At 73.1% G+C, this 25,743-nt stretch carries 29 protein-coding genes; 17 read left to right on the top strand and 12 right to left on the bottom strand.

Annotation, left to right across the window (positions count from 1 at the left end):
- Positions 1-69 precede the first annotated feature (69 nt).
- Positions 70-390, top strand: coding sequence for a hypothetical protein (locus tag QFZ75_RS35580; RefSeq protein WP_373465992.1), 321 nt, complete (start codon positions 70-72; stop codon positions 388-390).
- Positions 391-466: 76 nt separating this feature from the next.
- Here QFZ75_RS35580 and QFZ75_RS35585 read toward each other — a convergent pair whose 3' ends face one another.
- Positions 467-1,072 (bottom strand): hypothetical protein, encoded by a 606-nt coding sequence (locus QFZ75_RS35585; protein ID WP_307543547.1) that lies wholly within the window; start codon positions 1,070-1,072, stop codon positions 467-469.
- A gap of 339 nt (positions 1,073-1,411) precedes the next feature.
- Between QFZ75_RS35585 and QFZ75_RS35590 the strand changes: the two genes are divergently transcribed.
- Positions 1,412-3,793, top strand: a complete 2,382-nt coding sequence (locus tag QFZ75_RS35590; RefSeq protein ID WP_307543548.1) for a phosphoketolase — start codon at positions 1,412-1,414, stop codon at positions 3,791-3,793.
- Positions 3,794-3,819: 26 nt separating this feature from the next.
- On the opposite strand, the gene QFZ75_RS35595 is transcribed toward QFZ75_RS35590, so the two are convergent.
- A complete protein-coding gene (locus QFZ75_RS35595) occupies positions 3,820-4,602 on the bottom strand; it encodes a ferredoxin reductase (protein WP_307543549.1) in 783 nt (260 codons plus the stop codon).
- Positions 4,595-5,200: a sulfite oxidase-like oxidoreductase gene (locus tag QFZ75_RS35600; RefSeq protein WP_307543550.1), complete on the bottom strand. Its 606-nt coding sequence runs from the start codon at positions 5,198-5,200 to the stop codon at positions 4,595-4,597. Before QFZ75_RS35600 ends, QFZ75_RS35595 begins: the two co-directional genes overlap by 8 nt.
- A gap of 262 nt (positions 5,201-5,462) precedes the next feature.
- On the opposite strand from QFZ75_RS35600, the gene QFZ75_RS35605 reads away from it, so the two are divergent.
- A complete protein-coding gene (locus QFZ75_RS35605; RefSeq protein WP_307545020.1) occupies positions 5,463-6,383 on the top strand; it encodes an NADP-dependent oxidoreductase in 921 nt (306 codons plus the stop codon).
- Complete coding sequence (locus tag QFZ75_RS35610) at positions 6,380-7,135, top strand: GNAT family N-acetyltransferase (RefSeq protein ID WP_307543551.1); 756 nt, start codon at positions 6,380-6,382, stop codon at positions 7,133-7,135. Before QFZ75_RS35605 ends, QFZ75_RS35610 begins: the two co-directional genes overlap by 4 nt.
- A gap of 20 nt (positions 7,136-7,155) precedes the next feature.
- Here the strand turns inward: QFZ75_RS35610 and QFZ75_RS35615 are convergent, their stop codons facing one another.
- Positions 7,156-7,704 carry a MarR family winged helix-turn-helix transcriptional regulator gene (locus QFZ75_RS35615; protein WP_307543552.1) on the bottom strand — a complete coding sequence of 183 codons (549 nt, stop codon included), beginning with the start codon at positions 7,702-7,704 and terminating at the stop codon, positions 7,156-7,158.
- A gap of 217 nt (positions 7,705-7,921) precedes the next feature.
- On the opposite strand from QFZ75_RS35615, the gene QFZ75_RS35620 reads away from it, so the two are divergent.
- The 3 genes from QFZ75_RS35620 to QFZ75_RS35630 all read left to right on the top strand — a co-directional run bounded on the left by QFZ75_RS35620 (position 7,922) and on the right by QFZ75_RS35630 (position 11,714).
- Positions 7,922-8,689, top strand: coding sequence for a putative protein N(5)-glutamine methyltransferase (locus QFZ75_RS35620; RefSeq protein ID WP_307543553.1), 768 nt, complete (start codon positions 7,922-7,924; stop codon positions 8,687-8,689).
- Between the two features lie 400 nt (positions 8,690-9,089).
- Positions 9,090-11,105, top strand: a complete 2,016-nt coding sequence (locus QFZ75_RS35625; protein WP_307543554.1) for an FAD-dependent oxidoreductase — start codon at positions 9,090-9,092, stop codon at positions 11,103-11,105.
- 54 nt (positions 11,106-11,159) lie between these two features.
- The gene (locus QFZ75_RS35630; RefSeq protein WP_307543555.1) at positions 11,160-11,714 is read left to right on the top strand and encodes a PadR family transcriptional regulator; all 555 of its coding nucleotides are present in this window, start codon (positions 11,160-11,162) and stop codon (positions 11,712-11,714) included.
- Between the two features lie 126 nt (positions 11,715-11,840).
- Here QFZ75_RS35630 and QFZ75_RS35635 read toward each other — a convergent pair whose 3' ends face one another.
- Together QFZ75_RS35635 and QFZ75_RS35640 are read right to left on the bottom strand one after the other, a co-directional pair.
- Positions 11,841-12,401, bottom strand: coding sequence for a hypothetical protein (locus QFZ75_RS35635; RefSeq protein ID WP_307543556.1), 561 nt, complete (start codon positions 12,399-12,401; stop codon positions 11,841-11,843).
- Positions 12,402-12,579: 178 nt separating this feature from the next.
- The gene (locus QFZ75_RS35640) at positions 12,580-13,596 is read right to left on the bottom strand and encodes a fibronectin type III domain-containing protein (RefSeq protein WP_307543557.1); all 1,017 of its coding nucleotides are present in this window, start codon (positions 13,594-13,596) and stop codon (positions 12,580-12,582) included.
- Between the two features lie 367 nt (positions 13,597-13,963).
- On the opposite strand from QFZ75_RS35640, the gene QFZ75_RS35645 reads away from it, so the two are divergent.
- Positions 13,964-14,797: a glycoside hydrolase family 75 protein gene (locus tag QFZ75_RS35645; RefSeq protein ID WP_307543558.1), complete on the top strand. Its 834-nt coding sequence runs from the start codon at positions 13,964-13,966 to the stop codon at positions 14,795-14,797.
- Positions 14,798-14,834: 37 nt separating this feature from the next.
- Here QFZ75_RS35645 and QFZ75_RS35650 read toward each other — a convergent pair whose 3' ends face one another.
- The 4 genes from QFZ75_RS35650 to QFZ75_RS35665 form a co-directional block, all read right to left on the bottom strand.
- Positions 14,835-15,284, bottom strand: coding sequence for a PTS fructose transporter subunit IIA (locus tag QFZ75_RS35650; protein WP_307543559.1), 450 nt, complete (start codon positions 15,282-15,284; stop codon positions 14,835-14,837).
- A complete protein-coding gene (dhaL, locus tag QFZ75_RS35655) occupies positions 15,277-15,876 on the bottom strand; it encodes a dihydroxyacetone kinase subunit DhaL (protein WP_307543560.1) in 600 nt (199 codons plus the stop codon). The genes QFZ75_RS35650 and dhaL overlap by 8 nt, the downstream gene beginning before the upstream one ends.
- Positions 15,877-15,949: 73 nt before the next feature.
- The gene (gene dhaK, locus QFZ75_RS35660) at positions 15,950-16,942 is read right to left on the bottom strand and encodes a dihydroxyacetone kinase subunit DhaK (protein WP_307543561.1); all 993 of its coding nucleotides are present in this window, start codon (positions 16,940-16,942) and stop codon (positions 15,950-15,952) included.
- 668 nt (positions 16,943-17,610) lie between these two features.
- Positions 17,611-18,510: a helix-turn-helix transcriptional regulator gene (locus QFZ75_RS35665; protein ID WP_307543562.1), complete on the bottom strand. Its 900-nt coding sequence runs from the start codon at positions 18,508-18,510 to the stop codon at positions 17,611-17,613.
- A gap of 261 nt (positions 18,511-18,771) precedes the next feature.
- Here QFZ75_RS35665 and QFZ75_RS35670 point away from each other — a divergent pair, with 261 nt between their 5' ends.
- The 9 genes from QFZ75_RS35670 (at position 18,772) to QFZ75_RS35710 (ending at position 24,877) form a co-directional block, all read left to right on the top strand.
- Complete coding sequence (locus tag QFZ75_RS35670; protein WP_307543563.1) at positions 18,772-19,788, top strand: zinc-dependent alcohol dehydrogenase family protein; 1,017 nt, start codon at positions 18,772-18,774, stop codon at positions 19,786-19,788.
- A 25-nt stretch (positions 19,789-19,813) separates the two neighbouring features.
- Positions 19,814-20,224, top strand: a complete 411-nt coding sequence (locus QFZ75_RS35675; protein ID WP_307543564.1) for a cupin domain-containing protein — start codon at positions 19,814-19,816, stop codon at positions 20,222-20,224.
- Positions 20,225-20,319: 95 nt separating this feature from the next.
- Complete coding sequence (locus QFZ75_RS35680; RefSeq protein WP_307543565.1) at positions 20,320-20,994, top strand: SDR family oxidoreductase; 675 nt, start codon at positions 20,320-20,322, stop codon at positions 20,992-20,994.
- A gap of 186 nt (positions 20,995-21,180) precedes the next feature.
- Positions 21,181-21,528: a cyclophilin-like fold protein gene (locus tag QFZ75_RS35685; RefSeq protein WP_307543566.1), complete on the top strand. Its 348-nt coding sequence runs from the start codon at positions 21,181-21,183 to the stop codon at positions 21,526-21,528.
- A 159-nt stretch (positions 21,529-21,687) separates the two neighbouring features.
- Entirely contained in the window at positions 21,688-21,849 is a 162-nt protein-coding gene (locus QFZ75_RS35690) for a hypothetical protein (protein ID WP_307543567.1), read from the top strand.
- 43 nt (positions 21,850-21,892) lie between these two features.
- Positions 21,893-22,657: a glucose 1-dehydrogenase gene (locus tag QFZ75_RS35695; protein WP_307543568.1), complete on the top strand. Its 765-nt coding sequence runs from the start codon at positions 21,893-21,895 to the stop codon at positions 22,655-22,657.
- Positions 22,617-23,078 carry an SDR family NAD(P)-dependent oxidoreductase gene (locus tag QFZ75_RS35700; protein ID WP_307545021.1) on the top strand — a complete coding sequence of 154 codons (462 nt, stop codon included), beginning with the start codon at positions 22,617-22,619 and terminating at the stop codon, positions 23,076-23,078. Before QFZ75_RS35695 ends, QFZ75_RS35700 begins: the two co-directional genes overlap by 41 nt.
- Positions 23,079-23,082: 4 nt before the next feature.
- Complete coding sequence (locus tag QFZ75_RS35705) at positions 23,083-23,829, top strand: hypothetical protein (RefSeq protein WP_307543569.1); 747 nt, start codon at positions 23,083-23,085, stop codon at positions 23,827-23,829.
- A 649-nt stretch (positions 23,830-24,478) separates the two neighbouring features.
- Complete coding sequence (locus QFZ75_RS35710) at positions 24,479-24,877, top strand: hypothetical protein (protein WP_307543570.1); 399 nt, start codon at positions 24,479-24,481, stop codon at positions 24,875-24,877.
- A 247-nt stretch (positions 24,878-25,124) separates the two neighbouring features.
- Here the strand turns inward: QFZ75_RS35710 and QFZ75_RS35715 are convergent, their stop codons facing one another.
- Together QFZ75_RS35715 and QFZ75_RS35720 are read right to left on the bottom strand one after the other, a co-directional pair.
- Positions 25,125-25,355, bottom strand: coding sequence for a hypothetical protein (locus QFZ75_RS35715; RefSeq protein WP_307543571.1), 231 nt, complete (start codon positions 25,353-25,355; stop codon positions 25,125-25,127).
- 47 nt (positions 25,356-25,402) lie between these two features.
- Positions 25,403-25,726 (bottom strand): DUF5707 domain-containing protein, encoded by a 324-nt coding sequence (locus QFZ75_RS35720; protein WP_307543572.1) that lies wholly within the window; start codon positions 25,724-25,726, stop codon positions 25,403-25,405.
- Between the last annotated feature and the right edge of the window lie 17 nt (positions 25,727-25,743).

The following is a 25,743-nucleotide window of genomic DNA, read 5'->3' on the forward strand; positions in this document are numbered from 1 at the left end:
TCGCGTTCGTTCGGTTACGGTGAGAGAGCGGGCGCTGACGCCTCGTCGGGTCCCGTGGTGGAGGGGCGCATGGGCGGGGGTGGAAACGGCGTCGGGGAAGACGGCCGCGCGGCCGGGGAACAGCTGCCGAAACTACGGCTCGACGAGATCCAGCGGCTGTTCGCGACGGGCATGACCCTGCAGAGCGCGCAGCGTTTCGTACAGCACCCGCAGGCCGCCGAACGGCTCGGCCGGGCCGTCGACGACCTCGACACCACCATCAAGATCATCCGGTCGACCATCTTCGGCCTGCGGGCCCACGAGACCGTGATCACGGGACTGCGCGTCCGGGTCGTGCGCGCCCTGGAGGAGGCGGTCCCGGTCCTGGGCTTCCCCTCCCGGCCCCTGTGACCACCCCGCTCCGGGCCCCGTGGCCGGTCGCGCCGGACTCCGCTCCGGACCCGGCGGCCGGTCGCGCGCCGGTCCGTCAGGCCCGGTGCCGTGCCCAGTCCGGTCCCGTACGGGCCCAGGCCCGGTCCCATTCGGCCAGGCGCCGGCGCAGGGCGCTCCGCCGCACGAGCGCATGCAGGGCCAGCACGCCCGCCGCGGCCACCCCGGCGGCGCACGCGCCCACCGCCAGCGCGTGCTGCCAGATCACCGTCCGGCTCGTCGGGGCGGGGACGATCCGGTCCCGGCCGTCCACCCAGACGTACGTGTGGTCGCCGGTCCGCGTGGCGGCCGGCACCCGGGTCGTCGCGGCATGCGGCCGCTCGCCCGGCTCGGTCCAGCGCACGCTCACCCGCTGGACCGGCCGCCGGTCCCCCTCGGCGCCGGACGCCGGCACGGAGGCGGACGTGCCCTCGACGACCTCGGCGCGCACCCGGTGGCGTTCGGCGCGCTGCTCCGCCGCCGTGGCCCGCGCCACGTCGTACGCCTGCAGGCCCGCGGCGAGCCCGGCCAGGGGCGCGCCGACACACAGCACGACGGCGACGGCGAAGGCGGTCCACGCCTCCACCACGTCGCACCGGCGGCGCAGCGGATTGTGCCGCTGCCGCCGTCCGTTCACCCGCGTCCGTGACTCCCGCGTGCGCATGTCCCGCCTCCTCCGCACCGTCGACCGCCCCTCACCGGGCACGGCCGTCCCGCACCGCCGCGGCCGGCCGGCACCGGCCGCTCGCCGGTCCCGCACCGCCGTACGGTGAACATCTGCCCCGCACGGGCCGGACGGACCCCTCCGGAGGCTGATCCGGTGCTCCCGCCCGGGCGGCCCGCGGTACGAGCGGCCCGTGGACACCCCGAGCGGCGCCGTCACGGCACCGCCGGCAGGGGCCGTCGCCCGACACGGACGGCCGAACAACGCGGTTCCCGACGACTGATCGGCGCGGTGCGTGGAACCCGCGCCCCATCCCCCTTCGAACAGGAGTCCCTTCCCATGGCCAAGGACCGCATGGCAGCGCTCGACGCACACTGGCGTGCCGCCAACTACCTGGCCGTCGGTCAGATCTACCTGCTCGCCAACCCACTGCTGACCGAACCCCTGCGGCCCGAGCACATCAAGCCCCGGCTGCTCGGCCACTGGGGCACCTCACCCGGCCTCAACCTCGTGCACACCCACCTCAACCGTGTCATCACCGAGCGTGATCTCGACACGATCTGTGTGTGGGGACCGGGCCACGGCGGCCCCGCCGTCCTCGCCAACTCCTGGCTGGAGGGCAGCTACACGCAGACGTACCCCGACATCACCCGGGACGTCACCGGCATGGAGCGCCTCTTCCGGCAGTTCTCCTTCCCCGGCGGCGTCCCCAGCCACGTCGCCCCCGAGACCCCCGGCTCCCTGCACGAGGGCGGCGAACTGGGCTACTCGCTCGCCCACGCGTACGGGGCGGCCTTCGACAACCCGGACCTGCTGGTCACCTGCGTGATCGGGGACGGCGAGGCCGAGACGGGACCGCTCGCCGGTTCCTGGCACTCCAACAAGTTCCTGGACCCGGTCCACGACGGCGCCGTCCTGCCCGTCCTGCACCTCAACGGCTACAAGATCGCCAACCCCACCGTGCTGGCCCGTCTGCCGCGCGCCGAACTCGACGAGCTCCTGCGCGGCTACGGTCACGACCCCATCCACGTGACCGGCGACGACCCCGGCCGCGTGCACCGGGAGCTGGCGGAGGCGATGGACCTGGCGCTGGACCGCATCGCCCGCATCCAGCAGGAGGCCCGCGCCGGGCGGAAGGGCCGGGGCGGCAGGGACCGGGGCGCGGAAAGGGGGCGGCCCCGCTGGCCCGTCATCGTCCTGCGCACCCCGAAGGGCTGGACCGGACCCGCCGAGGTCGACGGACAGCCCGTCGAGGGGACGTGGCGCTCCCACCAGGTCCCGCTCTCCGGTGTCCGCGAGAACCCCGAGCACCTGCGGCAACTGGAGGCCTGGCTGCGCTCGTACCGCCCCGAGGAGCTCTTCGACGCCGACGGCCGCCCCACCCGCCTCGTCCTGGACTGCGTGCCCGAGGGCGACCGCCGGCTCGGTGCCAACCCGCACACCAACGGCGGACTGCTGGTGAACGCCCTGCCCATGCCGCGCCTGGAGGACTTCGCCGTCCCCCTCGACAAGCCCGGCGCGAGCATGCACGAACCCACCCGCGTCCTCGGCGGACTGCTCGCCCGGATCATGGCCGACACGAGCGAGCGGCGGAACTTCCGTGTCGTGGGCCCCGACGAGACCGAGTCGAACCGGCTGGGCGCGCTGTACGAGGCGACGGGCAAGGCCTGGCAGGCCGGGACCCTCGACACCGACGAGCACCTCGCCCGCGACGGCCGCGTGGTGGAGGTCCTGTCCGAGCACCTCTGCCAGGGCTGGCTGGAGGGCTACCTCCTCACCGGACGGCACGGCCTGTTCTCCTCGTACGAGGCGTTCGTGCACATCGTCGACTCCATGGTCAACCAGCACATCAAGTGGCTCAAGACGTCACGGGAGCTGTCCTGGCGGGCGCCGCTGGCCTCCCTCAACTACCTGCTGACCTCGCACGTGTGGCGCCAGGACCACAACGGCTTCTCGCACCAGGACCCGGGCTTCGTCGACCACGTCCTCAACAAGAGCCCGGAGGTCGTCCGGGTCTACCTGCCGCCGGACGCCAACACCCTGCTGTCCGTGGCCGACCACGCCCTGCGCAGCCGCGACCACGTGAACGTGATCGTCGCGGGCAAGCAGCCCTGCTTCGACTGGCTGTCCATGGAACAGGCCCGCGCCCACTGCGCCCGGGGCGCCGGCATCTGGGAGTGGGCCGGGACGGAGAACGGCGACCGCGAACCGGACGTGGTGCTGGGCTGCGCCGGCGACGTACCCACCCAGGAGGTGCTCGCCGCGGCCTCGCTGCTGCGCACCCACCTGCCCGACCTGGCCGTCCGGGTCGTCAACGTCGTCGACATCGCCCGGCTGATGCCGCAGGGCGAACACCCGCACGGGATGGCCGACTCCGAGTACGACGCCCTCTTCACCCCGGACAAGCCGGTGATCTTCGCCTACCACGGCTATCCCTGGCTGATCCACCGGCTCGCCTACCGGCGCACCGGCCACAGCAACCTGCATGTGCGCGGCTACCGGGAGTCGGGCACCACCACGACCCCGTTCGACATGGTCGTCCGCAACGACCTCGACCGGTACCGCCTGGTCATGGACGTCATCGACCGGGTCCCGGGGCTCGCCGTGCGGGCCGCCGCCGTACGCCAGCGGATGGCGGACGTCCGCACCCGCCACGACGCCTGGATCCGCGAACACGGCACCGACCTGCCGGAGGTCGCCGAGTGGACCTGGTCCGGCTGACCGCACACCTTTCCGGGACGGACGCCTCAGCCGAAGCGTTCGATCCGGATACGGTCCACCGGCTGACCCGCGCCCACCAGCAGGCGCGACGCGTGCTCGGCGAACCCGTTCGAGCCGCACACGTAGGCCTCCCACCCGCCCTCGGGCGGGTCGGCCAGGAGCCGCTCGACCCGTGCGGCCGACACCCGGCCCACGGGCGTACCCGGTGGGGCGCTGCGGGTGAACACCGTGGTGGTCTCGGGACCGTACTCCGACGCGTAGATCAGCTCCTCGGGACCGCGCGCCGACACGAGCAGGCGCAGCGGCACCGACAGCTTCCGCGCACGGTGGTGGCGGACCATCGACATCAGCGGCACGACACCGGACCCCGCACCGAGGAGCAGTGCGGGCCGGTCACCGGGCCAGGCGAAGAAGCCGCTGAGCGGTCCGCGCAGCTCGACCTCGTCGCCCGGCTTCGCGACCGTGTGGAACCAGCCGGACACCTCGCCGCCGTCGACGTGGTCGAGAGTGAGTTCGACGTGGCCGGTGTCGTCGGGAGGTGAGGCGATCGAGTAGTGCCGCTGCGCCACGTAGCCGTCCTGCGCCCGCAGCCGGAGCATCAGGTGCTGCCCCGGCAGATGGCCCTCCCACCGGGGCACGGCGAACCGGAACGTCGACGCGTGCGGTGTCTCCCGGCGGACCTCGGTGAGGGTGGCGCGCTGCCAGGTGGCCGCGGTGCGGTCGCTCACGGCGATCCGGCCGGGGACGGCGAACCGGGTCGAGGGAGCGGGCGCCGTGGGCGGGAAGGGGGGTGTCGGGGTCTCAGTCACCGGAGTAACGCTGCTCTTCCCAGGGGTTGCCGCGGTGGTGGTAGCCGTTCTGCTCCCAGAAGCCCGGCTCGTCGTGGTCGAGGAGACGGATACCCGCGATCCACTTGGCGCTCTTCCAGAAGTACAGGTGCGGCACGAGCAGCCGCGCCGGACCCCCGTGCTCGGCGGGCAGCGGTCCGTCCCCGTACTCCCAGACGATCCAGGCCCGCCCGCCCGTCAGGTCCGCGAGCGGCAGGTTCGTGGTGTAGCCCGTGTGCGAGTAGGCGAGCGCGTGGGTGGTCTCCGCGGCCGGACGGACGGGCCCGAGGAACGCGTCGAGCGACACACCCCCGAAGCGCACCCCGAACTTCGACCAGCTCGTCACGCAGTGGATGTCGCCCTCGTAGGCGGACGGCGGCAGCGCGTGCGCCTCGTCCCAGCTCCAGGTGCGCGGTTCGGCGACCAGCCCGTCGACGGTGAACGTCCACTGCGCGGGCGCCAGCTCCGGCGTGACCTCGGCGGACAGGACGGGCCAGTCGTCGCCGGCGTCGTACTGGCCGGGCGGCAGTCCGTCGTTGCGCACGCGCGGACGTCCGGCGAAACCGCGGGTCACGTTCATCGGGTCACGCTCATGGGGGTGGTGCCTCCAGGCCGCCGGCCGGCGGCCCTTGATTCGTCGGGTACGCCCTCCACGGTACCGGGCGCGCCGGCCCGCCCCGTCCTCGGATCGTTGCCGCCGTATGAACACTCGCCGGACCCGGACGGCCGCGGGAATAGCGGCACCCGCGATCTTCCTTGCCGATAGTGCCCACCGGCCGGTGAACGCATCGGCCGGTGCCCCCATCGGTGTGAACCTCGGCGCGAAGGAGAGTGACGGAGCGATGCCCAAGGCGTACGTCTTCACCCAGTACGGCGGTCCGGAGACCGAGGCCCTGGTCGAGCAGGACCGGCCGGCGCCCGGCCCCGGTCAGCTGCTGGTCGCCGTCCGGGCGGCGGGCGTCAACCCCGTCGACTTCAAGCAGCGCACCGGCTACCAGCGGCCCGGCCAGCAGCGGCGCGCGCTGCCCGCCGTCTTCGGCAACGAGGCCGCCGGGGTCGTCGAGGAGGTCGGCGAGGGCGTCACCGGCTTCGCGGTCGGGGACGAGGTCTTCGGCAACCCGGTGGCCGGCGGCTACGCCGAGTACGCCCTGCTTCCCGTGGAGGTGACCGCCCACAAGCCCGCCGGTGTCTCCTTCACCGACGCCGCCGCCCTGCCGGTGGCGGCGGCCACCGCCTACGACGGACTGCGGCAACTGGGCCTGCCGGCCGGTGCGACCCTGCTGCTCACGGGGGCGGGCGGCGGCGTGGGCGTCGCGGTCGCCCAGATCGCCCGCGCCGGCGCACTGCACGTCATCGGTGTCGCGAGCGCGGGCAAGAAGGACCTGGTCGAATCGCTCGGCGCGGCGCACGTGCCCTCCGGCCCGGACTTCGCCGAGGGCGTCCGGGCCCTGGCGCCGGACGGGGTGGACGCCGTGTACGACCTGGTCGGCGGCGAGGTCCTGCGGGCGGCGGCCGAACTGGTGGCGGACCGCACGAAGCTGATCACCGCGGGCGGCAAGGACATCGTGGCGGACCTCGGCGGCTCGCCCGTCGTACGGGCCCGCAGCGCCGCGGTGCTCGACGAGGTGGCCCGACTCGTCGCCGACGGCGCACTGGACCCCCTGGTGACGCGGACCTTCCCCCTCGACGAGGCGGCCGGGGCGCTGCGTGCCGTCGAGGAGGGCCACGCCCGCGGCAAGATCGTGATCGAGGTCGCCGCATGAGCGCCGCGGAGCGGGTGACCGCCGGCCGGACGGCCGCGGACCACGTACTGGACAACCCCGCGCGGGCCTCGCTGACCGGCCCGCACGCCCACTTCGCCGAGCGCCGTGGCCGCGTCCTGCGCTACCCCGTCGACGTGTCGCCCTGGCTGGCCCTGCCCGAGGACCCCGGCGCCGACGACTGGGCGGACGTCGCGGCCCTCGCGGGACCCGGCCAGGAGATCGCGCTGCCCGGCTTCCGCGGCGAGATCCCGGACGGCTGGGAGGTGACGTTCCACGTGGACGGCGTGCAGTTCGTGGACGACGGCCTGGCCGCGGCGCCGGACCCGGAGGCGGTACGGCTCGGTCCCGCCGACGTGCCGGAGATGCTCGACCTCGTCGCGCGCACCAGGCCGGGCCCGTTCCTGCCGCGCACGGTCGAACTCGGCACGTACCTCGGGATACGCCGGGAGGGCGCGCTCGTCGCCATGGCGGGGGAGCGGCTGCATCCGCCGGGCTGGACCGAGATCAGCGCGGTCTGCACGGACGCGGGCTTCCGCGGCGAGGGACTGGCGACCCGGCTGACACTGGCGGTCGCGCACGGCATCCGCGCGCGGGGCGAGACCCCGTTCCTGCACACCGGGGCGGGCAACACCCGAGCGGTCCGGCTCTACGAGTCCCTGGGGTTCAGGCTGCGGCGCAGGACGAGGTTCCTGTCGGCACGCGTGCCGGAGCTGCGGCCCGAGGAGGACGGGCGGTCGGTGGCGGTGGGCTGACGACCGCCCCGGGCCGACCTTCAGCCGTCCGCGGGAGCAGAAGCGGAAGCGGAAGCGGGAGTGGGGCCGGGGCCGGTACCGGGGGCGTCCGCGGGGGCGGGCGTGGATCCCCCCGGCCCCTCGGCCGCCGCGTTGTAGCGCAGCAGGTACGCCGCGAACCGCTGCAGGTCGTCCTCGGGCCAGCCCGCCAGGCGTGCGCGGAAGGCCGCCCGGCGGCGCTCGGTCACCTGGGCGAGGATCTCCGTCCCGGCCGGCGTGAGGTCCAGCACCTGGACGCGCTGGTCCCGCGGGTCGGGACGCCGCGCGATCAGCCCGGCGCCTTCGAGGGCCGACACCTGCCGGCTCACCGTCGACTTGTCGAGGGCGTGGTGCGCGGCCAGGTCGGTGGCACGGCAGCCGCCGCTCACCTCCAGATGGCCGAGCAGGGTGTACGAGACCAGGGACAGCTCGGGGTGCATCCGGCCCGCCGAGGCCCGGGCCCGCCGCGCGAAGGCGGTCATCTCGTGATGGATGGTCTCGACGGCCTCGTCGGCTGCGCTCACGGTCTGTCCTCCCGGTAGTGGTTGCATAATACAACCACCGGTTGTCGCGGGGCGACCGGCGGCTGTACCGGCGGGCGCGGCCGTGTAATGTTGCCGTCCGGCTGCGGACCGCCCCAGCCATGACGGACCGAGGAGGTGAGCCCCATTACCGCTGTGTCAGTTCGGGTGCTCCCGCCTCAGGACCTCACCGACAGCAGGTGATCCTCAGGAGCGCCCTTCGGCTTCCGAAAGGCTCCCGGCTTCGATGCCACCTTCTTACGATCATGTCGTCACCGCGCTCCGCTCCGCCGGCTGTGTCTTTGCCGAGGACGAGGCGCGACTGATCCTCTCCACCGCCCGCACCCCGGCCGAACTCACCGCGATGGTGGACCGCCGGGCGGCGGGCCGGCCCCTTGAGTACGTGCTGGGCTGGGCCGGATTCAGCGGGCTGCGCATCGCTGTCGAATCCGGTGTCTTCGTGCCCCGGCGGCGTACCGAGTTCCTGGTCCGGCAAGCCGTGCGGCTCGCCTCCGAGGCGCCGGTCGTGGTGGACCTGTGCTGCGGGTCGGGGGCGGTGGGGGCCGCGCTCGCCGCGGCGCTGCCCGCGGCCGAACTGCACGCGGCCGACATCGACCCCGCCGCTGTGCGGTGTGCCCGCCGCAACGTGGGCGAGCGGGGCCGTGTCTACGAGGGCGACCTCTTCGAACCGCTGCCGGCGGGACTTCGCGGGCGGGTGGGGGTGCTGGCCGCGAACGTGCCGTACGTCCCGACCGGGGAGGTGGCACTGTTGCCCCCGGAAGCCCGCGATCATGAGCCGCTCGTCGCGCTGGACGGGGGCGGGGACGGGCTCGACGTACTGCGGCGGGTGGCCGCGCAGGCGCCGCGCTGGCTGGCGCCGGGCGGGGTGCTGCTCGCCGAGACGAGCGAGCGGCAGGCGGACCGGGCGCTGGAGGTCTTCGCCGCCGCGGGCCTGACGCCTCGGCTGGAGGTGTCGGAGGAGCTGTACGCGAACGTGGTCATAGGCACGAGGTAGCTCCGCGGGGTGTGTGACGGGGCGGGGGCCGGCTGTGGCTGAGTGCGCAGTTCCCCGCGCCCCTGGGGTGAGGTGGGTGGGATGCCGCGGGGTGTGAGGGTGCGGGTCCGCCGTGGCCGGTCGCGCAGTTCCCCGCGCCCCTGAGGGGCGGGTCCGTCGTGGTCGGGTGCGCCGTTCCTCATGCCCCTGAGGGGCGCCCCGGGTTTTCAGGGGCGCGGGGAGCTGCGCGGTCAGCCACCACCGGCCCGCGCCCGCATCCGCCGTGCCGGGGCGCCCCCAGGGCGTCGGCCGTCCCGGCGAGGCACTCGTCACATTGGTGGGGCAACCTTATGCAACTTGTTGCACAAAGCCGCGCCCGTCGTCTACAACAGCGGGGACGACACCGCGTACGGAGGGCCCGATGACCCGTTACCCCCATCTGCTGCAGCCGCTGGACCTGGGACACACCACGCTCAGGAACCGCGTGCTCATGGGCTCCATGCACGTAGGCCTCGAAGAGGCCGAACACGGCTTCGAGCGGATGGCCGAGTTCTACGCGGCCAGAGCACGCGGCGGCGTAGGCCTCATCGTCACCGGCGGCATCGCGCCCAACGAGGCGGGCCGTCCCTACGAGGGCGGCGCCAAAATGACCACCGAGGCGGAGGCCGAACAGCACGCCGCGATCACCGCCGCCGTGCACCGCGAGGGCGGGAAGATCGCGATGCAGATCCTCCACTTCGGCCGCTACGCCTACCACCAGGACCTGGTCGCGCCCAGCGCCCTCCAGGCCCCCATCAGCCCCCACACCCCCCGCGCCCTCACGGACGACGAGGTCGAGCGGACCGTCGACGACTACGCCAGGGCCGCCCGCCTCGCCCGGAGCGCGGGCTACGACGGCGTGGAGATCATGGGCTCCGAGGGCTATCTGATCAACGAGTTCATCGCCGCCCGGACCAACGAACGCGACGACCGCTGGGGCGGCTCGTACGAGAACCGCATCCGCTTCCCGCTGGAGATCGTCCGCCGGGTGCGCGAGGCGGTCGGCGACGACTTCATCATCGTCTACCGGCTCTCCATGCTGGACCTGGTCCCCGGCGGCTCCTCCCTGGACGAGGTGATCACCCTCGCCCGGGCCGTCGAGGCCGCCGGCGCGACCGTCATCAACACCGGCATCGGCTGGCACGAGGCACGCATCCCGACCATCGCGACCTCGGTCCCGCGCGGCGCGTACACCTGGGTCACCAAGAAGGTCATGGGCGCCGTGTCGATCCCGCTCGTGACGACGAACCGCATCAACACCCCGGAACTGGCCGAGCAGTTGCTCGCCGACGGACACGCGGACATGGTGTCCATGGCGCGGCCGATGCTCGCCGACCCCGACTTCGTCGCCAAGGCCGCGGCGGGGCGGCCCGAGGCCATCAACACCTGCATCGGCTGCAACCAGGCCTGCCTCGACCACACCTTCAGCGGCCGGATCACCTCGTGCCTGGTGAACCCGCGGGCCTGCCACGAGACGGAACTCGTCCTCACCCCGACCCGTACCCGCAAGCGGATCGCCGTCGTCGGCGCGGGCCCGGCCGGACTCGCCTGCGCGGTCGGCGCCGCCGAGCGCGGCCACGACGTCACCCTCTACGACGCCGCGGGCGAGATCGGCGGCCAGCTCAACGTGGCCCGCCGCGTCCCCGGCAAGCAGGAGTTCGACGAGACGATCCGCTACTTCCGCACCCAGCTCGACCTGCACGGTGTGGACGTCCGGCTGAACACCCCGGTCGCCGCCGGGGACCTCACCGCGTACGAGGAGGTCGTCGTCGCCACCGGAGTGGGCCCGCGCACCCCCGAGATCCCCGGCGTGGAGCACCCGAGCGTCGTCGGCTACCTCGACGTGCTGCGCGACGGCGCCCCCGTCGGGGACCGGGTCGCGATCCTCGGTGCCGGCGGCATCGGTTTCGACGTCGCCGAGTACCTGACCGACAGCGGCGACAAGGCGAGCGAGGACCCGGCGACGTACTTCCGGCACTGGGGCGTCGACATGGACTACCGGGCACCCGGCGGCCTCGGCGCCCCCGAACGGCCGGTCCCGCCGCGCAGCGTCCACCTCCTGCAACGCAAGGAGTCCAAGGTCGGCGCGGGCCTCGGGAGGACCACGGGCTGGATCCACCGCACCGAGCTGAAGCACCGCGGCGTCACCATGGTCCCCGGGGTGCGGTACGACCGTATCGACGACGCCGGACTGCACGTCACCGTCGACGGCGAGAGTTCCGTCCTGCCGGTCGACACCGTCGTGCTCTGCACGGGCCAGGAACCGCGCCGCGACCTGTACGACGCGCTGTGCGCCGAGGGCCGCAGCGCGCACCTCATCGGCGGCGCCGACATCGCGGCCGAGCTGGACGCCAAGCGCGCCATCAAGCAGGGCACCGAGCTGGCGGCGGCCCTGTAGGTCCGCGGCCGCCGGTCCGTGAGAACCCTTCGGGGCCGTCCCTAGGATGACCGCATGTCACTCCCGCACGCGATCCTCACCGCCCTGCTCGAGAAGCCGTCGTCGGGACTGGAGCTGACCCGTCGCTTCGACAGGTCGATCGGCTACTTCTGGTCGGCGACGCACCAGCAGATCTACCGCGAGCTGGGAAAGCTGGAGGCCGGGGGCTCCATCAGGGCCCTCGCCCCGCAGCAGCCGGCCCGCGGGCAGAAGAAGCGGTACGAGGTGCTGCCGGCGGGCCGTGCCGAACTGGCCCGCTGGACCGCCGCGTCCCAGGACCCCAGGCCCATGCGGGACCCGCTGCTGCTGCGGCTGCGGGCGGCGGCGGTGGTCGGCACCGAGGGCATCGAGGCGGATCTGCGTCGTCATCTCGACCTGCACCGGCGGCAGTTGACGGAGTACGAGGAGATCCAGGAGCGCGACTTCCCGCCCGGCAGGGCGACCGCGGCGGACCGGCTGCAGCACCTCGTCCTGCGGGCCGGGATCGACCTGGAGACCTTCTGGACCGGCTGGCTCACCCGGGCGCTGGAGGAGTTCGAGCGGCCTGCGGCCGAGGACCCCACGTCCTGACCCCATGTCCTGGCCCCATGTCCTGGCCCCACGTCCTGGCCCCATGTCCTGGTCCCGCTCCGGAGCCCGACGAGATCGGAACTCCGGACCACCGCCACCACCGCCGTGTTCACGCGCGGTCCGGTCTCACGGCCGGTTCGGCCCGGAGCGGCGGCGCAGGACCCACACCGTGCCGCCGACACCGGCGGCGACCAGGATCCCGCCCGCCGCGTAGGTGACACCGCTGTAGTCCTTCGTGGTGCCGCCCATCCCGCCCATCACCCCGCGCGACGGGGACGCCGTCGCGCTCGCCGTCGCCGTGGCCGTCGCGGAGATCGTGGGTGTCGAGGCGGGCGAGACGGTGACGGACTGCGTGCCCGCCGTCGAGCCGTCGGCGCAGACCACGATGACGGTGTAGGTCCCGGAGGTGACGCTCGACCAGGCGGCCGACTGGCTGCCGCTGGTCCCGGACAGGGTCACCTGGCGTCCCTGTGCGAAGTTCGCCTGGCCGCGGGAGAGGAGGGAGGCGTTCCCCATCGAACCGTTGGACCGGGCGGCGCACGCGGAGGTGGTCACCTGCACGGTCGTGCCGCTGGTGGTGACGTCGATGCCGGTGGCCGCGGCGGCCGGGCCGGGGACGAGGACCAGCGGCAGCGCGGCGGCGGCCACGGCCGGGCCGGAGCGGACGAGTGTCTGTGTCATACGCATAGGACTGCCCTCCGACGGCACGGTGGCGGTACATCCCATGAGCCGCCGAGGGTGGGGAACGCCCGTGCCTTCGGACCGAGCCAAAGCGACGGCCGCCGATCCCGCACCCCGGCCGGGGCCGTGCAGGTGAACGGTTCCACCGTCCGGCCCGCCACCGACGGCGTCCGGCGGCCGGCGGTCACCGTGCCGTCCGGCCCCCGGTCGTCACCGTCCGCTCCGCCGAGAAGGCGCCCCAGGTGCCGTCCGGCAGCTTCGCCCGGATCCGTACCCGCTGGGTGAGTCCGGCCTCCCGGCCGACGTAGAAGCTGTACGTGGCCCTGCCGCGGGGCGGTGTGGCGCCCCAGACGAGCGAGGTGACCGGTTTCCGGTCGAGCTGGATCTGGTACTCCGTGATCACCCCGTCCACCTCGGGCGCGGTCCAGGACAGGTCGAGGTAGTGGGCCCCGTCCGCCCGGTGCGTCGCGGCCCGGAACCCGGTGGGCGCCATGCCCGTCCCGGCGGCCGTACCACCGCCACCGCCACCACCGCCGCCGTCCGTCGGCGTGCTGATCCGGACGGTCCGGCTCACGGGCGAGAGGTTGTCCGCCGCGTCGCGTGCCCGGACCGTGAAGGAGTAGCGCGTGCCCGGCCGCAGCCCGGTGACCACGGCCGCCGTCTGCGACCCGCCCACACTGTGGATCTTGGTGGCGCCCTGCTGGATGTCGTACGAGGCCACGCCCCGGTCGTCCGTGGACCGGGACCAGGAGAGCTGGACGGCCCTGCTCCCGGCCGCCCTGCCGCGCAGGTCCTCCGGACGGCTCGGGGCCCGCTCGTCGGCGGCGGTCGCGGTGGGCGTGGTGGCCCGTACCCGCTCGCTCGGCGGGCCGAGCCTGCCGTCGGCGTCCCGCGCCCGGACGGAGAAGGCGTACTCGGTCGACGGCTCCAGCCTGGTGATGTCGGCCATGTGCTCCGAACCGGGCACTTCCTTCACCTTCGTGGTGCCGCGGTACACCTCGTAGCGGGTGACCGCGGGTCTGCCGGCGGCCCGGTTCCACATGACGTGCACGCTGCTCGCGCTGCCCGCCGCCGCGGTGACACCGGCCGGAGCACCGGGCGGGCCGCTCCCGCCGCCCGTGTCCTGTCCGCCGAGGCCGCAGGACACGGTCGTCAGGAGCGCGCCCCCGGCCACGGCCGCTCGCAGGAGTACGCGTCGCACAGTCCCGCCTCCTTCGACCCGTCCTCGACGTAATTGGTCCGGACCAATATGGCGCCGCCGGTGCGTCCACAGCAAGAGGGCCGCCGTTCGCGATATCGACCGGGCGTTACGTATGCTGATCCTCTGGACGGATGAACTCGCCTCTGTCGAAGCGCAGTTCATGCCGCGGTGCGGAACGCTGTCGTCGCTGATCCCGCGCCGGCGAGGGCGGCCGGGTGGCCGCAGCCGTTGACGGCTGCGGCCACCCGGCCCCCGACGGCATGTCACCCGCCGTGCGCCGTACGGCCCCCCAGCGGTGGCCGGGCGTCCGGACCCCCACCAGATTGGGCTGCGTGTTCGTCGATGCCGCCCAGGAGAGGGTCCTGTCGTGCGAGTCCGGTCACTGATGCTGGTTGCGGCCGGTGCCGCGCTGATCGCCCCTGCCGCACTCCCCGGGGCGGACCCGCCCTCCGAGACCGGGCACGAGCGTGTCGCGTACACCCCGGCCACGGTCGACGCCTCGAGCGGTACCAGCGCTCTGAGCGGCCCGAACGCACTGGTCGCACCGAACACCCCGAACGCGCCGATGGCACCGATGACACCGGGCGGGCGGAAGGTGCTCAGGCCGCAGGGGACGGGGGACGTCCGGGCCGCCGAACTGCTGGCCGCGGCGCGCGACTGCGTACCCGTCTCGCGGGGCCGCTTCCGCAGTGACGACGACGAGCCCGCGGACATCGAGATCTGCGGCGGGCGCGACGCCGTCTTCTGGAAGGCCGACATGGACATCGACTGCGACGGCAGGCCCGGCCGGCACTGCAACGAACGTACCGACCCGCTCTTCCACGACAGCACCGCCTACCAGCAGTCCGACGGACGCCAGCTCAGCGCCGAGCGGCTGCCGTACGTCGTCGTGCCCGCACCGAGCCGCCGCTGGAACCACCGCGAGCACGGCATCCGGCGCGGAACGGTCGCCGCCGTCGTCCACCGCGACCGGGTCGGATACGCGGTGGTGGGCGACGTCGGCCCCGACGACATCATCGGTGAGGCGTCGTACGCCCTGGCCCGGGACCTCGGTATCCGCTCCGACCCGCGCGGCGGCGGGGCGGCGTCCGGGGTCACCTACATCCTGTTCAAGGGCCCGGGCGCCTCGCCCATCGAGAGCAGGCGGGCGGCCGCCGCCCAGGGGGAGCGGCTCGCCCGCCGGTTCGTCGGACGGGACTGAACCCGGACGGCCCCGCCCGCGTCGGAGCTCGCCCGCGTCAGACCTTCCGGTACGTGTACGCCTCGGCGGCCGCCGCCTCCACCGCGGCGAGGTCCGCCCCGGCGGACGCCGTGACGACCGCCGCCACCGCGCCCTCCACGAACGGCGCGTCCACCAGCCGGGTGTCCGACGGCAGCTCGTCACCCTCCGCCAGCAGGGCCTTCACGGTGAGGACCGCGCTGCCCAGGTCGGTGAGCACGGCGACACCGGCGCCGCGGTCCACGGCGGCCGCCGCGGCCGAGATCAGCTCGGAACTGGTGCCGAGGCCGCCGTCCCCGTCGCCGCCCGCCGGCGCCACCGGGGCGGTCGTGCCGCCGCCCGCGAGCCCCGTCGCCAGCTCGGCGACCGAGGCGGCCACCGCCGCGCTGTGCGACACGAGCACGATGCCCACGAGCCCGTCCCCGTCCCGCGCCGCCGTGTCCGGCACGTCCCGCGCGGCGTCACTCACCGGCCACCTCCGCGAGAGCCGCGATCAGGAGCGCCGAGGAGGTGGCACCCGGATCCTGGTGCCCGACGCTGCGCTCGCCCAGATAGCTCGCCCGGCCCTTGCGTGCCTGCAGGGGCGTGGTCGCCAGGGCGCCCTGCTCGGCGGCGGCGCGGGCCGCGGCGAAGGACTCGCCGAGCGCGTCGACGGCCGGCACGAGCGTGTCGATCATCGTCTTGTCGCCGGGCGCCGCGCCGCCGAGCTGCCTGACCGCGTCCACGCCGGTGCGCAGCGCCTCGGCGAGGTCCTGCTCGCCGACCTCGGCCGCGTCGCCGAGCGCCTTGCCGGTGCGGCGCAGCAGGGTCCCGTACAGCGGCCCCGAGGCGCCGCCCACCGTCGAGATCAGCCGGCGTCCGGCGAGCGTCAGGACGGCTCCCGGAGTGGCCGGCTGCTCCTTCTCCAGGGTTTCCGCCACGGCCCGGAAGCCGCGCTGCAGATTGCTGCCGTGGTCGGCGTCGCCGATCGGCGAGTCGAGGGCGGTGAGCCGTTCCGCCTCGCGTTCCACGGACGCGGCGGTCGCCGTCATCCAACGGCGGAAGAAGTCGGCGTCGAGCACTGGATCTCCTTGCGTGAGGGGAGGGGCGACCGTTCGCTCCGGCCGCCCGGCGGGGACGGGAGGGGACCGCGGTTCACATGCCCCAGCGCAGGCCCGCCGTGCGCACCGGCGCGTCCCACAGCCGCAGCAGGTCCTCGTCGACCTGGCACAGGGTCACCGAGGCGCCGGCCATGTCGAGCGAGGTGACGTAGTTCCCTACCAGGGTGCGGGCCACCGGTACGCCGCGCTCGGCCAGCACCCGCTGCACCTCGGCGTTGAAGCCGTACAGCTCCAGCAGCGGGGTGGCGCCCATGCCGTTCACCAGGACCAGGACGGGGTTGCGCGGGTTCATGTCCTCCAGGACGACGTTCACCGAGTAGTCGGCGATCTCCCGCGAGGTCATCATCGCGCGCCGCTCCCGGCCCGGCTCGCCGTGGATCCCGACGCCCAGCTCCAGCTCCCCGGGCGGCAGGTCGAAGGTGGGGCTGCCCTTGGCGGGTGTGGCGCAGGCGCTGAGCGCGACGCCGAAACTGCGCGCGTTCGCGTTGACGCGGCGGGCCAGTGCCTCGACCTGTTCCAGCGGCCGGCCCTCCTCGGCGGCGGCGCCGGCGATCTTCTCCACGAACAGGGTGGCGCCGGTGCCGCGGCGGCCGGCGGTGTAGAGGCTGTCGGTGACGGCCACGTCGTCGTCGACGAGCACCTTGGCGATCTGGACGCCCTCGTCCTCGGCGAGCTCCGCCGCCATGTCGAAGTTGAGCACGTCACCGGTGTAGTTCTTCACGATGAACAGCACGCCGGCGCCGCTGTCCACGGCGGCCGCGGCCCGCACCATCTGGTCGGGCACCGGACTCGTGAACACCTCACCGGGACAGGCCGCGGACAGCATCCCGGGGCCCACGAATCCGCCGTGCAGCGGCTCGTGCCCCGATCCGCCGCCGGAGACGAGCCCCACCTTTCCGGCCACGGGGGCGTCCCGCCGTACGATCACCCGGTTCTCGACATCCACGGTCAGCTCGGGATGCGCGGCGGCCATGCCCCGCAGCGCGTCCGCGACCACCGTTTCCGCGACATTGATGAGCATTTTCATCGATACCTCCTGGAAAGCTTGGCAGGCGGGCTTTCGACCTGCGTTTTTGCTGGGCAAGCGGTGTTGCGCGAGTTCTGGATCTTGGCGTTCCGCAGCGGCTGGAAGCGGGTTGTGGCGGTAGTGATGTTGACCTGATGCTGACTTTGCTGACGATCCGTGAGTCCCTCTGTGTGGCTGGATGAGGGTCGGTGACGGTGCCGTCATCGGCAGTATCGACCTTGCAGCAGCGAAGGTCACGTGCGCGGCTGCGCGAACAGGGCCGGCTCGGTGAGGGGAGAGCGGGGGAACTTCGTCATGAAGTTGCCTACCTGGCAACGCTGACCTGCGTCTGTACGGTCGTCCGCACCCCTGACCTGCGTCGGCCGTGCTGCGAGGCGGCGGCGGTGGGGGAGCCGGCCGGTCTGTGACACCGCTGCAGGCACGGTGAGTGACTGGCGTCGGCAGGGGAGACGAAGCCCTACCGGCAGATTCTTCGTCTGCTGGTGGTACAGCGGCGACGTATCGCCGACCTGCGCGCTCGGCGGCTACGGGCAGCTCGTCGGAGCCGTCGGCCCGGGAACGGCCCGGATCCTGCAAGAGGCCAGCGCGTTCGGGTGCCGGCTCCGCGCCGGGCACCATGAGCGGTGACCGCCATGGCTTCGGGTCCCGGCTGACCCGACGTGGTGTCGCTACCGGCCCGCATTCCCGGTGGTGGTGGAGGGGCTGTCGCTGTTCTGGGTGGCCGCCCACGAGGCGAGCAGGCGCAATCCTTCTTCCGAGGGTGAGCCGGGTTCGGCCGTGTAGATGGTGAGGGTGAGGCCGGGTTCGGCTGCCATCTCCAGGCCCTCGAAGGCGAGCGTGAGCTCACCGACGACCGAGTGGTGGAACCGTTTGGTGCCGGTGCCGTGGTGCCGGACGTTGTGGGCGCCCCAGCGGGTGCGGAATTCCTCGCTGCGGGTGGACAGCTCGCCGACGAGGTCGTGGAGGTCCTTGTCGTGGGGGTTGCGGCCGGCCTCGGTGCGCAGGATGGCCACGGTGACGTCGGCGAAGAGGTTCCAGTCGGGGTAGAAGCGCCGGGAGGCGGGGTCGAGGAAGTTGAAGCGAGCGAGGTTCGCCTGGTTGCCGGGGGCGGCGTGGACGTCGGCGTAGAACGCGCGGGCGAGCGGGTTGGCGGCGAGGATGTCCGTGCGGCCGTTGCGGACGAACGCGGGACCTGCGGTGATGGCGTCCAGGGTCCATTGCAGGCTGCGGTGCGGCCGCCACCGGTCCTTCGTACGCCGTCGGCGGGGGCGGTTGAGGACGTCGGATCCGTCGGCGGACCGGGCCAGGTTCAGCAGGTGGGCGCGTTCGGCGTCATCGAGCTGAAGGGCCCGGGCGAGGGCTTCCAGGACGGACGGTGAGACGCCGGCGAGGTTGCCGCGTTCGAGCTTGGCGTAGTACTCGACGCTCATGTCGGCCAGGGCAGCGACCTCGCTTCTGCGAAGGCCGGGAACGCGGCGCCGGGGGCCTGCGGGCAGTCCGGCCCGCTCGGGGGTGATCCTGGCTCGCCGCGAGGTGAGGAACTCGCGGACCTCCTCGCGGTTGTCCATGCCTTCGACGGTACGGCCTGCGCACGGCAGGAGGGATGTACTGCTGGTACACCCCTCGTCAGTGACTCGCTGACTGCCCGGGATGGGGGTTACCTGGATGGCATGGCGCTCGCCGTCCGCCCGTCTCGGCGGGTGGGCCGGTCGCCGTGCCCGGGCCCGCAGGCGGCGGATTCGCTGTTTGCGCCGGTTCCCCTCATCCGTTCGGTGGCTTGTCGCAACCCTCCCGGTGCCGGCAAGCCTCGCAGGCAAGGAGCTTTTCTTATGCGCGGAGCAGTGATCCACGCCCCCGGCGACATCCGCTTCGAGACCGTGGACGATGCCAAGATCCTCAAGCCGACCGACGCCGTCATCCGGACGGCCGTCACCTGCGTATGTGGTTCCGACCTGTGGCCCTATCGCGGTGCCGAGCCGACGGAGCACGCCCACCCCATGGGCCACGAGTACGTCGGCTTCGTCGAGGAGGTCGGGTCCGAGGTCACTTCGGTGCAGCCGGGCCAGTTCGTCGTCGGCTCGTTCGCCACCTCGGACAACACCTGCGCGAACTGCCGCAACGGCTTCCAGTCGAACTGCCTGAACCGCGAGTTCATGTCCACCTGCCAGGCCGAGTTCGTCCGCATCCCCAACGCCCAGGGCACGCTGGTCGCCACCCAGGAGGTGCCGGGCGAGGAGCTGTGGCCCGGCCTGCTGGCCGTTTCCGACGTGATGGGCACCGGCTGGTGGGCCGCGGACGCCGCCGAGGTGAAGCCCGGCTCGACCGCCGTGGTCGTCGGCGACGGCGCCGTCGGCCTGTGTGCGGTGATCGCGGCCAAGGAGATGGGCGCGGAGCGCATCATCGCCATGAGCCGTCACGAGTCCCGCCAGAAGCTTGCCCGGGAGTTCGGCGCCACCGACATCGTCATCGAGCGCGGTGAGGAGGGCGTCGCCCGGATCAAGGAGATGACCGGCGGTATCGGCGCCGACTCGGTCCTGGAGTGCGTCGGCACCGCCCAGGCCATGAGCCAGGCGCTGCACTGCGCCAGGCCCGGTGGCAACGTCGGCTTCGTCGGCGTCCCCCACGAGGTCGCCGTCGACGGGCAGGAGCTGTTCTTCTCCCACGTCGGCCTGCGCGGCGGCCCCGCCCCGGTACGCCGCTACCTGCCCGACCTGATCGACCGCGTCCTTCAGCGCCGGATCGACCCGGGCAAGGTCTTCGACCTCACCCTGCCCCTGGAGCAGGTCGCCGAGGGCTACAAGGCCATGGACGAGCGCCGCGCCGTCAAGACCCTCCTCAGGCCCTGACCCCCCTACCGCACAAGGAGCAATCGTGCAGATCACCCGCAGCTCGATCGACACCGTCAAGGGCCCCGCCGACTGGTTCACCGGTGACGTCTACATCGACCCCGTCGCCGCCGCGCCCGCCCCGTCCCGGGTCACCGCGTCCCTGGTGCACTTCATGCCCGGCGCCCGCACCCACTGGCACCGCCACCCCCTTGGCCAGACCGTCTTCGTCACCGAAGGCGTCGGCCTGTGCCAGCGCCGCGGCGGACCGGTGGAAGTCATCCGGCCCGGTGACCGCGTCCTGTTCGAAGCCGACGAGGAGCACTGGCACGGCGCCACCCCGAACCGGCTCATGGTCCACCTGGCCATCAACGAGGGCGACGACACCCACGACGTCGTGCACTGGCTGAACCCCGTCACCGACGAGGAATACACCGCCACCCCGGTCACCGGCTGAAGCTCGGGCCCGCCCGTCCCCTGTGCCCGCCCGTCCCCTGCGACCGCCCGTCCCCTGCGACCTCGTCGTCCACGTCCTCGTGTGAAAGGTTCACCGTGACCACTTTCGCCCTCATCGGTGCCGGCCCCGGCCTGGGACTGGCCTCCGCCCGCCGCTTCGGTGCCGCAGGCCACGGCGTCGCCCTCGTCTCCCGCAACGCCGACCACCTCGATGCCCTCGTGGCCGAACTGGACGGTGAGGGCATCCGGGCCTGCGGCTTCACCGCTGACGTCCTCGACTCCGCCTCCCTGACCGCGGCCCTGCACGCGGCGGCCGGGGAGCTCGGGCCGATCGAGATCCTCCAGTTCAGCCCGGTGCCCCGGGCCGACTTCATGAAGCCGGTCCTGGACACCACCGCCGGCGACCTGGACGCCCCGCTGTCCTTCTCCGTCAAGGGCCCGGTGACCTGCGTGAACGCGGTTTTGCCCGGGATGCGGGAGCTGGGACGCGGCACGCTGTTGTTCGTCAACGGCTCCAGCGCCGTGCGCCCGAACTCCAAGGTGGCCGGTACCTCGATCGCGTTCGCCGCAGAGAGCGCGTATGCAGCGATGCTCCACGACGCGCTCGCCGAGGAGAACATCCACGCCGCCCAGTTGATCATCCCTGGTGCGATCAGCCAGGACGCCGAGCACTCCAGCCCTACGGTGCTGGCCGAGCGGCTGTACGCGATCCACACCGAGCGCGGCGACTTCCGGCACTACTCCGAGCCGCTGCCCGACCGGACGGGATGAGGCAGGCTCGTGCCCCACGCTCTCCTTCGCACTGCTCCCGTCGTGGCCTTGGCCTCGGCGGTGGTGGCCTGCGGCCCTGGTGGTTCACCGGACAGCCCGTCCGCCCGGTCCCCGTCCGCTTCGTCCTCGCAAGGGCCGGGCCCGGCGAGTGAGGCCCCCGCACCGTCCGACAGGAGCACCACCACCATGGACATCCAGTTCACCCTCGACGGCCGCCGCGTCGGCGCCACCTTGAACGACAGCCCCGCCGCCCGCGGCTTCGCCGAGCTGCTCCCGCTCACCCTGGACCTTCAGGACTTCCACGGCACGGAGCGGGTGGCCGACCTGCCGCGCAAGCTGGAGACCTCCGGCGCCCCTGAACCGGCCGCGGCCAGGGTCGGCGACATCGCCTACTACGCGCCCTGGGGCAACCTGGCCCTCTTCTACCGGGAAGGGCCTGCCGCCTCCGCCGACCTGCTCATACTCGGCCACCTCGACGTCAGCGCCGAACAGCTCGGCGGGGCCCGGCGCGTCACCATCGAAGTCGCCTCCTGACCTCGCCCACCTTTCGTACGGGAAGAGGTCTCCGTATGCCTTCCACCACCGGGCCCGCCCCCGGCAAGCTGCCCTTCGCCGTGCGGGTGCTCGCCGCCGGCACGTTCCTGATGGACGCCACCGAGTTCGTCATCGCCGGACTGCTCTCGGAGATCGCCGGTGACCTCGGCGCTCACCATCTCCGCCTACGACACCGGCATCACCGCCGGCTCCGCCCTCGCGCTCGGCGGCACAGCACGTCCGGCGCGGATCGTCGCCCAGCGCACCACGCCGGCCCGTGCACGGGCCGACGTCTCCGCACCGGCACCGTCATGCCCCTGACATCCGCCCGGACACGCACCTCGGCCATCGAAGGAGAACTCACATGAACGTCACCTACGACTTCCACGGCAAGGCCGCGTTCGTCACCGGCGCAGCTTCCGGCATCGGCCGCACCACCGCCCTCGCCTTCGCTCGCGCCGGCGCACACGTCGCACTCGTCGACCGGTCCGCCGACGGGCTGCGCGAGACCGCCCGCCTCATCGAGGCCGACGGCGGACAGACCCTCACCCTGACCTGCGACGTCACCGGCGAAGAAGACGTCCGAGCAGCCGTCGACCGGACCGTGGAGCACTTCGGACGCCTGGACGCCGCGTTCAACAACGCGGGCGTCGAGCAGCCCGTCCGGTCCGCGGCCGATACCGCCAAGGACGACTGGGACCGCATCCTGGGCGTCAGCCTCACCGGCGCGTTCCTGTGCACCCGGGCGCAGGTCCGGCAGATGCTCCGCCAGGGCGGCGGCGCGATCGTCAACGTCTCCTCCGGCGCAGGTGTCAAGGGCTTCAAGGGACAGGCCGCCTACGCAGCCGCCAAGCACGGCGTCATCGGCTTCACCCGCTCCGCCGCCCTCGACCACGCCGCCGACGGCATCCGTATCAACGCCGTCTGCCCCGGCATCATCGACACCGAGATGATCCGCCGCTTCGGCGACACCCGCCCCGGCGGACGCGAAGGACTCATCGCCGACGAACCCGTCGGCCGCCTCGGCAAGCCCGAGGAGATCGCCTCGGCCGTGCTCTGGCTGTGCTCCGACGACGCCGCCTTCACCACTGGCACCGCCCTCGTCGTCGACGGCGGCCAGACCGTCTGAGCCCCAACTCCCGCACAAGGAGCCGCGCGCCTTCACCGAAGCCGGCGCCGCCGTCACCCTCACCGACATCGACGAGAACGCCCTCACGGCCGCCACGAAGCAGCTCACCGACGCAGGCCACCGGGCCCTCGCGGTCATGTGCGACGTCTCCGACGAGGACCAGGTCGCCGCCGCCGTCGACCGCACGGTGACCACCTTCGGACGGCTCGACATGGCCTACGACAACGCCGCCGTCAGGCCCCCGCCCACCGAAGCCGTCGATGAGACCGCTGACCAGTTCGACCGCGTTCAGAACGTCAACCTGCGCGGCATCCGGGCGAGCACGAAGCACGAACTGAGCCACATGCGCACCCAGGGCAGCGGCGAGCCCGCGGGCGTCGACGTCGTCGGCGGTCGTCGGCTCGCGAGTTGGTTAGGCTGACCGGATGACAGCTGATCGCTCAGTCGACCCGCACCCATCCGCTGCAGCCAGGTACCGCCGCATTCTCGCCCTGGCCGGCGCGACCGGGATGGCCTTTGCCGGGAGCGCCTGTTCCTCGTCCGGGAGTTCCGGCGGGGCCGCCTCGGGCGGTGAGAGGCTGTCCTACGACCGGGTCGCCTCGACGGCGAAGCAGCTGACGGGTACGTCGGCCTGCCCGTTCGGCCTCGACCCGGCGGCGGCGCTGAAGGCGGCCGGTGCCGAACGGACCGTCACCCCGGCGGCGTCCGGCGGCCACCCCGCGGCTCAGGGGACCGTCGCCCCGGGCCGGCCGGCCGAGGCCTGGCCCAGCGGGCAGCCCACGCCGTCCGGGGTCCCCTCCAACCCCGCCGTCCCGCCGAACGCGTCCGTCGTCTGCAAATTCACGGCTTCGGAAGCCCCGGTGGAGATCGACCTCGTGGCCGCGTCCGAGGGCGGGGTGGCGGTGAACCTGGCACTGCCGCAGATCGCCTACCTCGGCAACCTCCGCGCCGCCGAGGTAACGGCGTTCTCCAAGGACAAGGCCGGGATCGGCCAGACCAGGGTCACCCCGGGCCGGGGCACGGTCGCCGTCGCACGGGTGGCGGTGGCGGGCAAGGGCGACTTGGCGCTCGTGGTCTCCCAGGGATGGCCCGTCACCAAGGCGGACCCGGCCCTGGCCGGCGAGTCGCTCAAGAAGGTCACCGAGGCACTCGCGGCCCAGCTGCGGCCGTAGGCGGCGCCCGCAGGCGACCCGCCGCGCACTGCTCGCCGCCCGACCGGGGCGAGCCGGTGCGGTACCCGGGAGGGCTGAACCGGAGGCCGCCAGGGCTCACGGCCGAGGCCGCATCGGAGCCCCGGGTGGCTCCGAACGAGTGGACTCGCCGGACGGCGTACGGGACGGGGCCTTCAGCCGGGGCTCGGGGGGCGACGTCGCCATCCGAGCCCTTGAGCTGGAAGAAGCGCCCCCACATGCGACGCGCCCCTCCCGCCGTCTGTTCGCCGCGGCGATGCTCGCGGCGTCCGTGCCGGCCCCGATGGCAGCGGCGCCCGCCACGGCCGTCCCCGCCGCGGGCGTCGTCCGGTACGACGGGGACGAGTGCCCGCCGGGATCGCGGCGTGGACCTGGCCTGCTCACGCCACCGCGGCGGCGTGAGCAGGCCAGCCGGATCAGGCGTTGGGGATCGCCCGCACGGTCGCGGACATTGCTGCAGAGACCCGCTCGGCGCGTATGCGGCGGGAGTCGGTGACCCTTCAGCGTGCGCTGCGGCCGTGGCCGGACGCCCCGGTCGGCCGGGATCTCGCGGAGGTCCCGGCGCCCGTGGCCGAGGGGAGCTGAAGCGTGTCGTACGCACCGGTGCCGCTGACCGAGGACGAGATCGTGATTGGAGTCGATCGACCCGATCCGGATCGCCGAGGGCTACTGCCTGGTGCCCCACGGACAGGTCGCGGCGAAACCGTACAAGCTGCTCAGCAGGCTCTGCGCCGCTCGGCGCGGGTCGCGATCGCCACATACGCCGGGCCGGGCCGCGCAGCGGCTGCGCGTGCTGCGGGCGCGCGATGATGTGATCGTCCTGCACGCGATGCGCTGGCCCGACGAAATCCGCGACCCGGCCGCCGTCGGCACACCGGACGAGCAGGTGAGGGAAGAGGAGATGGGCCAGGCACTGGCACTGATCGACCGCATGACCCGCGACGACCTCGAAGACGACAGCCTGCAGGACACCTGTACGCAGGCCCTCGCGAAGCCGATCGAGGCGAAACGCGAGCGCCGCAGGCCATAGGCCGCGCCGGAGCCGGCCGGGCAGCCGGGCCGGACGCTGGACCTGACGGTCGCTCTCCAGGAATCGGTGACGAAGCGAGAGCGTCCTGCGGCGAAGCCGAAGCACTCCGCCTGGCTCTGCCCCGGCCCGGGTCAAGTCGCAAAGCCATCACGACGCGGACCTCATCCGCTCCTCTGCCCGCACGGCCGTGTACGTGCGGGCAAGAGGCCGGATCACCTCGACGAACGGTGCGGTCCGGTGCCGGCGATCACTCGATGTGTCCGGTGTCGGGGTTCACCTGTGCGAGGAACTCCCGCACGGCCTCCTCCAGTTGCTCCCTGTCGGCGCGCACCGCAGGGTGGGTACTGAACCCGAATCCGTACTGGGGGTCGGGCCCGGTCAGCCAGGTCAAGTGGTAGGTACCCGGCTTCCCGTCCGGCTGGCTGACCTCGAACTCCTCGGCGTCCACCGACACCCGCCACGGCTCGTTCGCCACCATCACCACCTGCTTTCCCCGCCCCGAAGACGAGGCACAGTACGTTCGGATCAGTATGCTGGATGATCAGACCATCCTGAAGTCGGCCGCCCGGATGTCGGGGAGCCTCCGGCGTCAGCGCGGGTGACGGCGACCTTGTACGTGCAGCGCCGGCTGTCCGCGCCCGAAGGCTTGCAGACGGCCGACTGCGCACCGGCCATGTCCTCGGCCGTCAGCCCTTTCGTCGCGAAGGACGAGTTCGCCGGCCAGGCCAGCACCTTCACGCTCTTGACATCGGAGGACGCCGCGACGCCGGTGGTGAAGGCCGGCGAGCCGTCGCGGGCGCCGGCGGGAGCGGTGTGGCGGGCCGTGCTGCACGCGCCGGGTATGAGCACGCGTACTCAACTGCATT

The sequence above is a fragment of the Streptomyces sp. V3I8 genome (assembly GCF_030817535.1).
In the GTDB taxonomy this organism is placed as follows: Bacteria; Actinomycetota; Actinomycetes; order Streptomycetales; family Streptomycetaceae; genus Streptomyces.